The sequence below is a fragment of the Aliikangiella maris genome, from assembly GCF_040719265.1.
Classification (GTDB): domain Bacteria; phylum Pseudomonadota; class Gammaproteobacteria; order Enterobacterales; family Kangiellaceae; genus Aliikangiella; species Aliikangiella maris.
Genome location: NZ_JBFDAH010000005.1, coordinates 76,360 through 90,545 on the forward strand (window position 1 = coordinate 76,360; position 14,186 = coordinate 90,545).

Genomic DNA, 14,186 nt, shown 5'->3' on the forward strand with positions numbered 1-14,186 from the left:
ACAATCCCCTAATTTAAAAATTATTAAACCAAAAGTTTATCAGTACGATTTGATACGATTAATTGGTATACTAGCGCCTGTTTTCAAATTGGCAATATCACTTCTGTTTAAAATGCAACCAGCCAATCAAACTATATAAAAGTAAGTAAGAACATGGATTTAACGGAATATACCAAACGTACATTTTGGGTAAGTTTACTAGGGGCAGTAATACTGATGTTGAGTAGTCACTGTTTGATGGCTGATACTATAGCGCATTTAGAGCTAGATAAAAACTTTGGCGTTAATGGATTTGCATCACTGAATGTCTCTGAGTCAGATAATAAAAATCAAGGCGCTACAACTAGTTTTGAACAAGCCGATGGTAAGTTGCTCATTGCTGTTAATACCATAGGTGGGCAACTTGTATTAATGCGATTATTAGTCGATGGCTCACTAGATACTTCGTTTAATACTACCGGTAAACTTTACATGACTAATGCAGATGATGTGATAGCTTTTTCATTGCAAAAGTTGCAAGATGGAAAATTGTTATTGGGCTATTTAGATTATGATCAAAGTAAATATCGCTTACTATTTAACAGATTCAGCATGAATGGTGATTTTGATAAAATAGCTTTGGAATACAAGGTAGTGTCGAATTTGAGGTAGATGGTTCTAATTATTTTCCATTAGACATGTTTGTGCTCTCAGATGGGAAGATAATGTTTTCAACAGATTACTCTAATAAATGGATGCGCATAGATACAAATGGCGAGTTAGAGGCTAATTATGAATTAAAAAGTACAAACGGAATTATTGAATTTATTGAAGCCCCACAAAATAAATTACTTGCCATTACTAGAGGCGGTACTAACTCATTAGTCTCGATCGCTCAATATAATATTGAGGATGGTAAGTTAGATGCCGGTTTTGGTAATAATGGCCTCATTGTTGTTTCAAAAGATAAATATCTGGATGACTCCAGTTATATTGCAAATATAAATATTTTAGCGGATGGCAATATACTATTAACAGGCTCAATATACTCAAAAGAAGTACAAGAGGGAAAATTGGGAACAGGTGATTTATTAGCGGTTAAACTAAGTTTAAATGGAAGCTTGATCTATGGGTTCGGTGAGCAGGGATATATTAGGTATAGTGACAATAATTCACCGGATAAAATTATTGATATGTTTCAGCTTAAGAATGGTCAATTGCTCATATTGGGCATAAGTTATGACGAACTGATTGTCACTAAATTCGATGAAAAAGGCAATAAAGTAAATAGTTATGGTGATAATGGAATATTTCGCTATCAGATTTCTGCAGGAAAATATATAAAATCCGTTTATGGAGAAATACAAACAGATGAGAAGTTACTTGTAGGATTTGAAAGGGGTTATGACAAGGGAATTTTACGCTTAAATACTGATGGCAATTTAGATTATTCATTTGCAGAATTAGGCGTGAAGCTATTTACTGGATTAGAGGATAACTTTATTTATTTTGATTTTTCACTACAGTCAAACAATAAAGCTATTTTACTTGGTGTAATGAATCGATTTCCTTATAATTTTGCTGTTGATCGCTTGACTTTGGATGGTCACAAAGATCCCTCATTTCAAAGAGTCGAATTTGGTGAATATTTTGAACTTGATCGTTCAAAAATACTAATAGGTAATAACAACGAAGTCTTTATTTATGGTGGCGTTGTTACATTAGAAGAGGCGGTCATTAAAGTCACAAAAATACTGCCTGATGGAAATCTTGATCAATCTTTTGCGTCGAATGGTTTGGCAGAAATTGAATCACAAAATGACTGGCTATATTTGAGCTCAATGTATCAACAAGCAGATAATAAGTTAGTGTTAATTGGGTTTCGGGAAAATCAGCTTGAAGAGTCAAGAAGAAATAGAGATATATTTGTCAGTAGACTTAATTTAGATGGCTCATTAGATGAGAGCTTTGCGAATGCTGGTATGTTATTCATTGGAGAAAATGATAAGAACGAATTGGCAAAGAGTATTATTCAAATTGAAGATTCATTTTGGTTGCTTGGTAAGCGAATTGATGGGCAACGTAGTAAAGTTTCAATAACCCAGCTTGATCTAAATGGTAATATTGTTAGCGGCTTTGCAATCAACGGTGTTTATACATTACCTGATGAAGCAGATTTAGATTTTGCTCGACGAAGTTTAGCAATGACCTATGATGAAAGTGAGCCAGCATTTTATATACCACTTAATCGAAATATGGATATTACAGTGGCAAAATTAATATCATTTCAATCCAAACTCAACTCCGATAAAGAAGAATCAAAAAGCGGCGGCGGGGCATTTATCTTTTTGTTAGGTTTTATGCTGATGTTGAATCTGGTGAGTTTAAAACATCAGAGCTAATTTAAAGTGAAGATCCTTTCGTTATTTCTAAATAACAGGAAAGGTTTCAAAAAATAATTAATGATATCGTACCACACATTAGTTAATAAACTGATGTGTGGTAAAAGGCTTAAAAGTTTAAGGGTTTAATTATCAGTTATAAAAAGCCAATAAAAAGAGATTACTTAAAGGAGTAATGATAAGGAAATTTACCAAAATATAACCGCCCAAAATTGATAAAGCTATAATATTTGACGGTTATTTATAATAATGAAAATAGAGCGTAACTCAAAATAGATTTGAATAAATACAATAAAAAAAACAGGGTTACTTTTCGAGATACTTGAGCTTTTCTTTAACACCATCCCATTTTTCAGCTTCAGGCAACTGTTCTTTCTTTTCTGTAATATTATCCCATTCAGGCGCAAGCTCCGCATTTAATTCAATAAAATGTTTTTGATCGGCAGGGACATCATCTTCAGAAAAAATGGCTTCGGCAGGGCATTCTGGTTCACACAATGCACAATCTATACATTCGTCAGGATCAATGACCAAAAAGTTTGGGCCTTCGTAAAAACAGTCAACAGGACAGACTTCAACACAATCTGTGTATTTACATAAAATACAATTATCCGTTACGACAAATGCCATGAGATTCTCCAATAAATTTACAAATTTGGCTTGTATATTCTGCCCGATATTTTATCGAATAATGACAAAAGGGTGAACTGATTAATCAAAAATTTTAGACCTAATATCCAAAAAACAATAATAGTTTGTTTTGGTTAAAGGTTAGTTGATTGTTAGCCGCTAACTTTGTTTTCCTGGGTTAATTGATAAATCAAATCTAAAGCTTGCTTAGGAGTCAACTCGTCGGCATTAATTGAATCAAGTAACTCAATGCGACTATCAGTAATAGTTGTAGACGAAGCGGTAATCTGTTCAATATCTTCAATACTGGGTTTTTCACCCGTATCATGGTGTTTCCCTTGCTCTAAATGTTGTTGATAGGCGTTAGCCAAATCAATAACTTGCCGTGGGACACCAGCTAACTGTGCTACATGAATACCATAGCTTTTGCTTGTTGGGCCTTCATGTATTTGATGATCTAAAACCAGTTTATCGCCGTGCATAATAGCACCAAAATGCAGATTTTTAATTTGAGGGTTAGATTGGTTGATTTGTGTCAATTCAAAGTAGTGTGTTGCAAACAGTGTTAATGGGTTGATTTTTTTCGAAAGATAATCCAGAGTTGACCAAGCTAAGGCTAAACCATCGTAAGTGCTTGTTCCACGGCCAATTTCATCTAAAATCACTAGGCTGTTACTGGTTGCGTTATTCAATATGTTTGCCGTTTCGCTCATTTCAACCATAAAAGTTGAGCGTCCACCAGAAAGATCATCTGAAGCGCCAATTCGTGTAAAAATCGCATCAAGAATACCTATTTGTGCACTTTCTGCTGGAACATAACAACCTGCATGAGCCATTAACGCAATGATTGCGGTCATTCTCATGTAAGTTGATTTACCTCCCATATTGGGGCCAGTAATAATTAAACTTTTTTGCTGTGGATTAATAATGACGTCATTGGCAATAAAAGGATCACGTTGAAACGATTCTACAACCGGGTGACGACCGGCAGTAATATGTAAGCCGGGCTTATCGGTGATTTCAGGACGTATATAATTGGCTTGGCTGGCAATTTCAGCAAAACTTTGTAGTACATCAAGCTGAGCGACCTGAGTTGCCGTTAATTGTAGTGACTCGACTTCAGGTGAAAGCTTTTCAATAAGTGCCTGATAGAGCTGCTTTTCGAGTGCCAGCGCTTTAGACTGACTGGAGAGCACTTTTTCTTCCAGTGTTTTAAGTTCAGGGGTGATAAAACGTTCAGCATTTTTAAGTGTCTGCCGCCGAGTATAGGTTATGGGCGCATTATCTGATTGGGCCTTGGAAATTTCGATATAGAAGCCATGGATCTTGTTATAACCCACCTTTAGTGTCGAAATACCCGTCGCCGCTTTTTCTCTTTCTTCCATGTCAGCTAATAAATCCGTCGCGTTATTTGATAAATAACGCAACTCATCCAACTCTTGATGGTAGCCGTCACGAATTACATTGCCATCGCGAATAACAACTGGTGGATTATCAAATATTGCACTGTTTAATAAATCAAATATGGACTCATGTAAATTTAACTGTTGGGCAATATCGGTTAAGTAAGATGACTGTTGCGCAGATAGCCAGTTTTGTAAAGCAGGTAACACAGCCAGTGATTCCTTAATGCCAGTAAGGTCTCTGGGGCGCGCAGTACCCAGTGCGATACGGGTAAACATTCGTTGCATATCTTTAATAGGTGTAAATATCTCACGAAGCTCAGTTAAATCCTGTGAGTCGATTAGGGCAGTAACAATATCCAGTCGATAATTAATCGCCTGTGGGTCGATTAATGGTGCATGTAACCAGCTTCTCAGTAGACGACAACCCATTGCAGTTTTCGTACGGTTGATTACAGTAAAAAGTGACTTTTCCTGCTCACCAAACAAATTCTCACTGATTTCAAGATGTTTGCGGGTATGTGCATTTAGTTGCAAGATTTTTTGGTTATCAAACACCTTAATATGATTTAAATGGCCCAGCAAACTTTGTTGCGTTAGTCGGGCATAGTTTAATGCCGCGCCAGCGGTACAAATGGCTGCTCGCATTGATTCGCAGCCAAATCCGTCCAGGTTTTTTACTTGAAAGTGTTTGAGTAGTGTTTGATAGTTTTGTTGATAATCAAATTGCCAGTCTTCCAACAATTTAGTGACATATCCCAATTGCTGAAGGGTTTCTTGATAGTCTTGAGTTACCAGTGTTTCAGCTGGTTTTAACCGAGTCAGTTCACTAAATAATTCGCTCTCGCTAATAAATTGATTGCAGTAAAACTGGCCACCAGCAAGATCAATCCAAGCAATAGCATATTGAGCCTGCTGTTTAGATTTTTTTAAATGATACACAGCTGCAAGCAAATTTTCTTGATGTGATTCAAGCAAGCTTTCTTCACTGAGTGTGCCTGGGGTAATGACTCTGACTACCTTTCGTTCAACTGGCCCCTTGCTGGTTGCTGGATCGCCTATTTGTTCACAAATAGCAACCGATTTACCTTGTTTTACCAATCTTGCCAGGTAATTATCAACAGCATGAAAAGGAACGCCTGCCATAGGAATTGGTGCGCCATTGCTCTTGCCACGATGAGTCAGCGTTATACCAAGCCAGTCAGCCGCTTTTTGTGCATCTTCGAAAAACAGTTCGTAAAAATCGCCCATTCGATAAAACAGTAAAATATTGGGATATTCCTGCTTAATTTCCAAATATTGGCGCATCATTGGCGTATGTGTAGAATGACTCAAAATTACCCTGACGTTGATGTGTTTGATGTTAAAATGATTGGCAAGAGATTCTACAAGAAATATTGTATAAACTAAAATATAAATGTCTTTAAGCAGAGGATGTTATGCAGCAATTAATTGAACAATTAAGCGAAAAATTATTGGCATCGCAGCAAATGGCTGTCACCGTAGAGTCTTGTACGGGGGGGGGAATTGGTAAAGCGTTAACCGATGTCGCTGGTAGTTCTGCCTGGTTTGCGGGAGGATTAATTACCTACACTAACGAGAGTAAAACACAATTAGCTGGTGTTTCCGCTACACTTATTCAAGAAAATGGCGCAGTATCACAATTAGTCGCCGAAGCAATGGCGCAAGGTGCGCTTCAACATTTTCATAATACCGTCAGTGTCGCGGTGAGTGGTGTCGCAGGTCCGGGGGGGGGTACACCCGACAAACCAGTAGGCACTGTGTGTATAGCTACCTGCGCAAATCAACAGGTGTTTTCCAAACGATTTCTGTTTGATGGTGATCGACAGCAAATTCGTGAGCAAACGATAGAACAAGCTATTGTCATGTTAATAGAAGCGCTCTCTTCAACCAAATAAGGGGAATTCAAAATGCCAAAGTTATTGGTTTTTATATTTGCAGTATTCATGTCTGGTTGTGCCAGTATGGGGCAGTCAGATGCACAGCAGCGTCAAAACATTCTATCGATGAAAAATGAAGTGCTTACTGAACTATTTAAACAAAAGCCCAGTGTAAGAACACAAATAAAACAAGTCCCCGGATACGCCGTATTTAGTAATGTTAATGTGAATGTTATTTTAGCCAGCTTTGGTGGAGGACATGGCGTGGCGAAAAGTAATACCACGGGTAAACAAACATTTATGAAAATGGGTGAGGTGGGCATTGGACTGGGGGCAGGTGTTAAAGATTTTCGTGTAGTTATGCTCTTTCATACGCAACAAGCCTTTGATCGCTTTATTGAATATGGCTGGTCTTTTGGCGGGCAAGCCGATGCTGCCGCTAAAGCCAGTGAAAAAGGTGCTGCTGTCGGTGGCGAAGCGGTGATTGATAATGTTACGGTGTATCAGTTAACGGAAAGTGGATTAGCTTTACAAGCAACATTAAAAGGCACAAAGTACTGGAAAGATACGGATTTAAATTAAATGTGGTTATACACACGCATCAAAAATTAATTAAAGAAGTGATGGAAAGCTATCTGAGAAAATTAATTCAGAATTAATGATGTGAAAATATTAGATATTAAAAAGCGAGACTAAAAATATTCCGTCCCGCTTTTTTATGCTGTGATTTATAGCCTTTAAGCCAATATTATAAATTTGATATCGATAAATTTGATATCAAAAAAATCGACACCAAAAAATATTTAAATTTAATGATTGTCATTTTAATGTAAATTAATTATTTAGCTTCTTCAATGCGTTTTCTGGCTAGTTCATCGGCCACAACGTTTGTTGTTTTTTCTTCTTTATCTGCAGCTTGAAAAACTTCAGTGAGCGTACCATAAATTTCGCTAACTTTATCTAATGCTGTTTGTCGATTGTATTCACCGCCATCTTGCTCAAAAGACACATTGATAATACCGCCCGCATTTATAACATAGTCAGGCGAATATAAAATGCCTTTTTGTTTTAACACTTCACCATGACGATCTTCAGCCAGTTGATTATTGGCCGCGCCTGCTACCACTGAACATTGTAGTTTAGGAATGGTAGTATCATTAATGGTTGCACCCAATGCACAAGGTGCATAAACATCAACTGCTTGTGAATATATTTCATCTTTATCTACAGCTGTTGCATTAAAATCATTGACCACTCGTTCAATAGATTCGCGGTGAATGTCAGTAACAAAAAGTTCAGCGCCTTCTTCACTTAAATGCTGACACAAATAATAACCGACATGACCAAGCCCTTGAACAGCGACTTTGATTCCTGCCAGAGAGTCTCGTCCTAATCGATGTTTAACAGCTGCTTTCATCCCTTGATAAACACCAAATGCAGTAAGAGGAGAAGGGTCACCGCTTTTTCCTTCAAGACCCATAACGAAGTCTGTTTTACGATTTACAATGGCCATATCTGCAGTAGTAATACCGACATCTTCTGCAGAATAATAGGAACCATTCAGGTTATTTAAGAACTCACCAAATGCTTCAAATAATGCTTCAGACTTTTGCGTTTTAGGGTTACCGATAATAACCGACTTCCCACCTCCCATACGCAAACCTGCCATTGCATTTTTATAACTCATGCCCCTGGAAAGTCTTAACGCATCAATCAATGCGCCTTCATCTGAATTATATTCCCACATACGACAACCGCCCACAGCCGGGCCTAGTGCAGTGGAATGAACGCAGATAATTGCACTCAAGCCTGATTCTTTATCACGGCAAAAAACCACTTGCTCATGATCATCGTAAGCACGTAAATTAAATACAGCCATTCGTTTTCTCCTAATGAGCTTAAACCCCGCTATATATCCCATTAAGGATAATAGCGTATGCCATACTCATCTTATCAGTTATAACAAAGTTACATCGTCCAATAAGTCTAGCCGATGTTAAAGGTAATACCTTGGGCTAATGTTGGTTTATCACCCCAAAAGATAGTATTAGTCTGACGACGCATGTATGATTTCCATGAGTCAGAACCGGCTTCACGACCACCACCGGTATCTTTTTCACCACCAAAAGCTCCCCCAATTTCAGCACCAGAAGTACCAATATTGACGTTGGCAATGCCACAATCGCTACCTGCATAAGAAAGGAATTTTTCAGCATTGCTTAAGTTTTGAGTAAACATAGCAGACGATAACCCTTGACGAACGCCATTGTTAAGAGCAATCGCTTCTTCAATAGTTTTAAAGGTCATCACATATAAAATGGGGGCGAAAGTTTCGTGTTGTACCACTGGCCAGTCATTCTCAGCACGGATAATCGTTGGTTCGACATAAAAGCCAGGTCTGTCTAACTTATTACCACCAAACAAAATTTCACCACCTTGTTCCTTAGCATTCTGGATAGTTTGCTCAAAGTTGGCGACTGCGGTGGCATCAATAAGTGGACCCATTAAGTTATTGGTATCTAATGGATCACCAATTGTCACCTGCTTGTAGGCATTAACCAGTGAATCAATGACTTTATCGACAATAGATTCGTGCACAATAAGGCGTCGAGTGGTTGTACATCTTTGTCCTGCAGTACCTACGGCACCAAAAACGACAGCCGGGATTGCGTGTTCCAGTTTAGCACTTTCATCGAGAATCAGCGCATTGTTTCCAGCCAGCTCCAATAAACTTTTGCCCATTCTCTCGGCAACTTTTACACCAACCATTTTGCCTACTACCGATGAACCGGTAAAAGAGAGCTTTTTGACTCGCTTATCTTCAATAAAGCGATTAGCCAGCTGATTGGATTCTGAATCAACAAAGGTATAAAAAATCGGTTTATAACCCGCATCGGCCAATACTTCGTTACAAATATTTTGTACGGCTATCGCTGTTAAAGGGGTTTTAGGGCTGGGTTTCCAAATAGTGACGTTGCCACAAATCGCAGCAATAAAGGCATTCCATGACCATACGGCGACAGGAAAGTTAAATGCTGAAATAACACCTACCAGACCCAGTGGTTGCCATTGTTCGTACATTCGGTGTTGTGGGCGCTCAGAATGCATGGTTTTGCCGTATAACATGCGAGACTGACCAACTGAAAAATCAGCCATATCAATCATTTCCTGCACTTCACCATCGCCTTCGGCTTTGCTTTTACCCATTTCTAATGAAACAAGACTGCCGAGGGCATCTTTTTTCTGGCGTAAAGCATCACCAATTTTGCGAACTAGTTCGCCACGTAGTGGGGCTGGGACCGCGCGCCATTCTATGAAGGCTTCTTCAGCGGCGCTGATAATTGTTTCGTAATCTTGCTCCGATGCGGCATAGACTTTGGCAATTTCTTCGCCATTGGCTGGGCTAATAGAAGTGATCAGTTCTGACTGGTTTTTTGACCATTGGTCAACTCCCCAGCAAGCACCTGAATTTAAAGGGTTAATGCTAAGTTCAGCTAATATATCCATTGGGTTCCTCTCTTAAGTAATGGTAATCTAAGTTTGGAATGTTGGAAGTTGATTCTCGAAAACCTGTAGTCGAGCTAAATCAAACCAATATAAGATAGACAGAAAAACGCTAAATGGACTAATCAAGATCAGCGTTTTGTCTCATCTTAAGTATTCCTCACTCAAATATCTACGAATGCAGATGGAAAATGTGGCGCAAAGATACCACTGCTTCAAAGCAAATACCAGCTTATTTAGATTGTTTTCATATAAACTCGTTTGTCATTAAAAATTATTCACAAAATGTCAATAAATGCTTACAAAATAAGTGTATTGAGATTTTTTCACGGGATTAATTTATAGGATAAACCAAGACGTTACGGCAGTCGTATTTAGCAAAATAAACTGCTAACTGAGGTTATGAATAAATGGATTTAAAATCTCGAATTCTTAAACAATTCAGCCATGCGAATCCAATTTATCTTGAACAAAGACGAGAAATCCCTTAGTTTATGCGCTGTTTTTTTGAAGTAATCCTTAAAATAGACTAGCTTATGTTACTGCAATTGCTCAGTAAGCTTTGGAATGTGGTCTTACTGGATTAAATTAGTCTTAGCGGAATAATTAGTTGTTCCTGAAATAAAGAGTGGTTCAAATAGAAAAGGTTTAATATGACAGCACAAAGACAAGAAAATAACACTGCTGAAACAGAGAATAATCAACAGGAAAAAATTAATCAATGGAACCAGAGTGAACTGGTTAAAATTCAAAAATTTTGTTTTTCAAAGGGCATTCAAATAGCAGAGTTTAAACGCGAACGTTGTCTGTCTATTCCGCCAGTAATCGGCATTTGGTATATCAAATCAAAAAAGCAAAACGAAGACTTTTGGATCATAAGTGGTGAATTTCCAACGGACGTAGCTCCGGTCAATGTGGCAAAAGATGAAAGAGATGTTATTCGGTATTTTTCGATGTCATGGCATTTGAAAGCGGCAAGAATCGAAGAAGCCTTAGCCGAAGGAAAACAAATTGGTGATAGAGAAACCCAACAAAAATTTGTTAAAGAGTTGATTGAAAAAGCCGAGCAGCTTTCGTTAATTCACCGTGATGAAAAGCTTTGGGCAAACAGTGGATTAAATATATCAAACAAATAAAGCACTTGACTGTCGATTAAATCATTAAGTATAAAGTCAATATATTTTAGAAAGCCTGCAATAAGCAGGCTTTTTATTATCGAAATTTTGAAGGGGCTAACTGAAAAAAGCGCGGATTAAAACTCCCACCAGCAAGTTTGCCACCAGGCAATGAACTCTTCTAAATCAATATGCCCATCTCTGTTTTCATCAACAATAGCAAAGCCTTTTTCACCTTGCTCGACAGTCGATTGAGGTGAGATGACTTTTAAAAGCTTAACAAATTCAGCTTCATCAATTTGACCATTGTTGTCACTATCAAAAAAATCAAAGTTTTCTTTAATTTCAGCTAATTGCTCTACGGGAATTTGACGAATCTCTGACATATTGTTTAACCTGCTTGAATGAAATCGTTAGCGATAAATAAGTTAACGATTATGTTGATAAATATTTTGTTCTTAACTCTAATTTAATTTTAAAACGTTTAATTCTAATATTGTCAATTCTATTGTATCTGGTTTTAGAATCTTGGTTTATATGGTGTTTGTGGATATAAATTTCAACCCAGATGACTTCCTTATCCAGACATTACTCCAAAGTAAACTGTTCGATACGATACTCTACATTTCGTTGTTTTAAATAATCCAAAATAAATTGATAAGCATCTTCTATTGCACCAATCGATTCGGGGGCATAAACGCCAGGCTCTAATTTATTATTAACAATAAAGTTGACGATAGCTGTCGCTGTATAACCGGTTGTACGTGCCATTGATGTGGTTTTAGTCTGTTCGCAGGTTTTATCTAACATGCGGAAAATATAACGACGACGTTTGCCATTTTCTTCACCTTCAATGGTAATTCGAATGACGGTAAATTCTTCATCAGAGGTTTTCAACTTCCAGTTGCTCTCTAGTATTTTTGCTGTAATGTCGATTGGACGGAAAGAAATACCATCAATTTCCAACGGCTCTTCAGAGAAAAAGCCCGATTTTTGTAAGACTTTAATATATTCAGCATGTCCAGGATAACGCAAGGTTTTTTCCTTCATAAAAGGGATATGATCCATAGTATGAATTAAAGTTCGTAGTCCATCGGTGTTAAATGCTTCCAGTGTGCCAACACGTTGAATATCCATTAGCTCACAATCCGATAATGGTGCGCGGGTGACAACTTCGCCATTTTCAACATAGCGAGCAGGGCGGGTATATTCTTCCAGCACATCTACCGGTGAAAAAGGGGCTTTATAATTAAATGGCCACTCTCTTTTACTGGGTAGACCGCCAACCAAACACTCAAAACTTTTCACTTCAATTTTGGTATCCATATGGCCCAGAATAATATTCCCCATACCAGGTGCAACACCGCAATCAGTAATAGCAAAGACTTTGTTCTTTTTGGCTAGGTAATCTAAATCAAAACAATTCTCTGGAAAGAAAGAAATGTCGACAACATTTTTTTGTGCTAACAATATTTTTTTGAGCGTTTCAAATCCCATAAATCCAGGAACTGCGCAAACTATTAAATCAAAAGGCGCCAGAATTGTTTTGAAATCTTCTGTTTCTCTGAAGTCTAATGTTTGTATTTTTATATTATTATTTTGCTTATTGATTTTAGTTAATGCATGCTTGTTTTTATCAATAGCAGTTACTTGAAAGTTTGTTGCCAAATCGAGTGCAATGGCACTTCCAATCATTCCTGCACCTAAGACAGCTATCTTTTCCATTGTTCTACTCCGATTTCACTCACTGCTTAATTTTAATTTTATAAAGATGATGAAGTTAGTGCTGGGATTTCATCGGTATTTTGTTGTTCGCGAGAATAAGGTTTTATCATAATCAAAACACCCAATAATGGATGATCAAAAAAATGCAACTCACCACTTTTTACTCGACGTGATTGTCGTAATGAATAATTAAATAGTCGCTCAATATAAATTTTTTCAGATTCCGTTTCTAAAAAGTCATCGCCAATTTCCCAGCTAAACTGTGAACCTTGCTTAACCGAAAGTGTTGAGCTGAATTGATTTTCGAAATTGTTATTCGTTAAAACGTCACTGGATTGAGTGGTGGATTGGTTGTTCGACGTTAATAAGCTATCGAGTGGGTTATTATTAGCAGGCTCAAGTTGAAAATTAGTCGAAGAGGTAAACACATTATTGCTTTGTGCTAAAGTGTTTGCTTGATTACCTGGTATTTCGTTTCGATTAGTTTGAAACATATCTAAGTTAATGACTTCTACTTCTTCTTTGTCTGGTCGACGTAAATACAAGTTGGTCTTAATGTGTAAGTAACGTTGAACATGAATTGTAATATCACCATCAAGCTCTGGCACCCAAGGAACCGGTTTTAAAGGTGTTGTCGTTAAAGTGGATTGATTAACCGGGTTATTAAGGTCTGATTGAGTATTTGTGTTGGTATTAATTTCTGTCGGTTGCAGGACGTTATCACCGATATTTTGCTGTAAACCATTGATTGGATTATCTATCAAATTTTCTTGAGTATTTATGACTTCGTTAACTAAAGAATGATTTTCCTGCTTAAAATTTTCTAAAGATTCATTCTCACCTGTTGATGAAAGCTGATCAGCGATATCCATCTCACCTTGCTTTTTATTACCGTTATACCAGTAGTCGTGGCTGAAATTCTGTCCACCAGCAATCCGAATACTTGCCGCCTCGTCGGGTCCGTAAACAGGTTGTCGCCAGGCTAAATGGGTTAACACCTGATAGTCTGGATGGCGGGCAATGCTGCGCGCTTCGTTGGCAAGTTGTAATTGTTCTTCTGGGAGTAATTTAAATGGTTGTTCCTGTTCAGTTACAGCAATTGCCGTCACATTAGTAGTATCTTTACTTGAGTTGGTAGCGGCAGGATTTGCAGTATCTGAGTTTGACCCGTCTATGGTATTGCTGGCTGGTTCAGTATTGTTTATGGCGAGCTCAGTTAATTCAATTGGTTCGGCATCTTTTTCTTCTTGTGTATTTTGTATTGCTTCAAACGGTTGTAAAAAATCAACCAGGTTTTTCGCTGGCGTTAACTGAGTATCTTTTGCCCAGGATTCCGCGTATAGTCCTGTTGAACTGGTTGTTTTGTATACTATTATCTCAATTTCAAACCAACGAGGTTCTTCTACATCTGCCGCCCGGGCGATAGGATAAAAGCCCGTCAATAGTAGTGTGGTTGCCAATTTGCAGGCTATTTTTGTATATTTAATTGTCATTAATTTGCTTATCAATGCTTTTACTTCGACCATA

12 protein-coding genes are annotated in these 14,186 nt (G+C 37.7%); 5 read left to right on the forward strand and 7 right to left on the reverse strand.

Annotated elements, in window-relative coordinates:
- The first annotated feature begins 153 nt into the window (after positions 1-153).
- Both ABVT42_RS05945 and ABVT42_RS05950 read left to right on the forward strand, forming a co-directional pair.
- On the forward strand, positions 154-651 hold the full coding sequence (locus tag ABVT42_RS05945) for an NHL repeat-containing protein (RefSeq protein WP_353896070.1): 498 nt from the start codon (positions 154-156) through the stop codon (positions 649-651).
- Between the two features lie 53 nt (positions 652-704).
- Entirely contained in the window at positions 705-2,381 is a 1,677-nt protein-coding gene (locus ABVT42_RS05950; protein WP_353896071.1) for an NHL repeat-containing protein, read from the forward strand.
- Positions 2,382-2,687: 306 nt separating this feature from the next.
- Here the strand turns inward: ABVT42_RS05950 and fdxA are convergent, their stop codons facing one another.
- Both fdxA and mutS read right to left on the reverse strand, forming a co-directional pair.
- Positions 2,688-3,011, reverse strand: coding sequence for a ferredoxin FdxA (gene fdxA, locus ABVT42_RS05955; protein ID WP_353896072.1), 324 nt, complete (start codon positions 3,009-3,011; stop codon positions 2,688-2,690).
- Between the two features lie 152 nt (positions 3,012-3,163).
- Complete coding sequence (gene mutS, locus ABVT42_RS05960) at positions 3,164-5,749, reverse strand: DNA mismatch repair protein MutS (protein ID WP_353896073.1); 2,586 nt, start codon at positions 5,747-5,749, stop codon at positions 3,164-3,166.
- Positions 5,750-5,853: 104 nt separating this feature from the next.
- On the opposite strand from mutS, the gene ABVT42_RS05965 reads away from it, so the two are divergent.
- Together ABVT42_RS05965 and ABVT42_RS05970 are read left to right on the forward strand one after the other, a co-directional pair.
- Positions 5,854-6,333, forward strand: coding sequence for a CinA family protein (locus ABVT42_RS05965; RefSeq protein ID WP_353896074.1), 480 nt, complete (start codon positions 5,854-5,856; stop codon positions 6,331-6,333).
- Positions 6,334-6,345: 12 nt separating this feature from the next.
- The gene (locus tag ABVT42_RS05970) at positions 6,346-6,897 is read left to right on the forward strand and encodes a lipid-binding SYLF domain-containing protein (protein ID WP_353896075.1); all 552 of its coding nucleotides are present in this window, start codon (positions 6,346-6,348) and stop codon (positions 6,895-6,897) included.
- A 256-nt stretch (positions 6,898-7,153) separates the two neighbouring features.
- Here the strand turns inward: ABVT42_RS05970 and ABVT42_RS05975 are convergent, their stop codons facing one another.
- Positions 7,154-8,194: a Leu/Phe/Val dehydrogenase gene (locus ABVT42_RS05975; protein ID WP_353896076.1), complete on the reverse strand. Its 1,041-nt coding sequence runs from the start codon at positions 8,192-8,194 to the stop codon at positions 7,154-7,156.
- Between the two features lie 107 nt (positions 8,195-8,301).
- On the reverse strand, positions 8,302-9,822 hold the full coding sequence (amaB, locus tag ABVT42_RS05980; RefSeq protein WP_353896077.1) for an L-piperidine-6-carboxylate dehydrogenase: 1,521 nt from the start codon (positions 9,820-9,822) through the stop codon (positions 8,302-8,304).
- Positions 9,823-10,472: 650 nt separating this feature from the next.
- Here amaB and ABVT42_RS05985 point away from each other — a divergent pair.
- The gene (locus tag ABVT42_RS05985; protein WP_353896078.1) at positions 10,473-10,955 is read left to right on the forward strand and encodes a DUF4826 family protein; all 483 of its coding nucleotides are present in this window, start codon (positions 10,473-10,475) and stop codon (positions 10,953-10,955) included.
- A gap of 116 nt (positions 10,956-11,071) precedes the next feature.
- Here ABVT42_RS05985 and ABVT42_RS05990 read toward each other — a convergent pair whose 3' ends face one another.
- The 3 genes from ABVT42_RS05990 to ABVT42_RS06000 form a co-directional block, all read right to left on the reverse strand.
- Positions 11,072-11,320 (reverse strand): EF-hand domain-containing protein, encoded by a 249-nt coding sequence (locus ABVT42_RS05990; RefSeq protein WP_353896079.1) that lies wholly within the window; start codon positions 11,318-11,320, stop codon positions 11,072-11,074.
- A 202-nt stretch (positions 11,321-11,522) separates the two neighbouring features.
- Positions 11,523-12,659, reverse strand: a complete 1,137-nt coding sequence (locus ABVT42_RS05995) for a saccharopine dehydrogenase family protein (RefSeq protein WP_353896080.1) — start codon at positions 12,657-12,659, stop codon at positions 11,523-11,525.
- Between the two features lie 38 nt (positions 12,660-12,697).
- Positions 12,698-14,185: a CsiV family protein gene (locus ABVT42_RS06000; protein WP_353896081.1), complete on the reverse strand. Its 1,488-nt coding sequence runs from the start codon at positions 14,183-14,185 to the stop codon at positions 12,698-12,700.
- Between the last annotated feature and the right edge of the window lies 1 nt (position 14,186).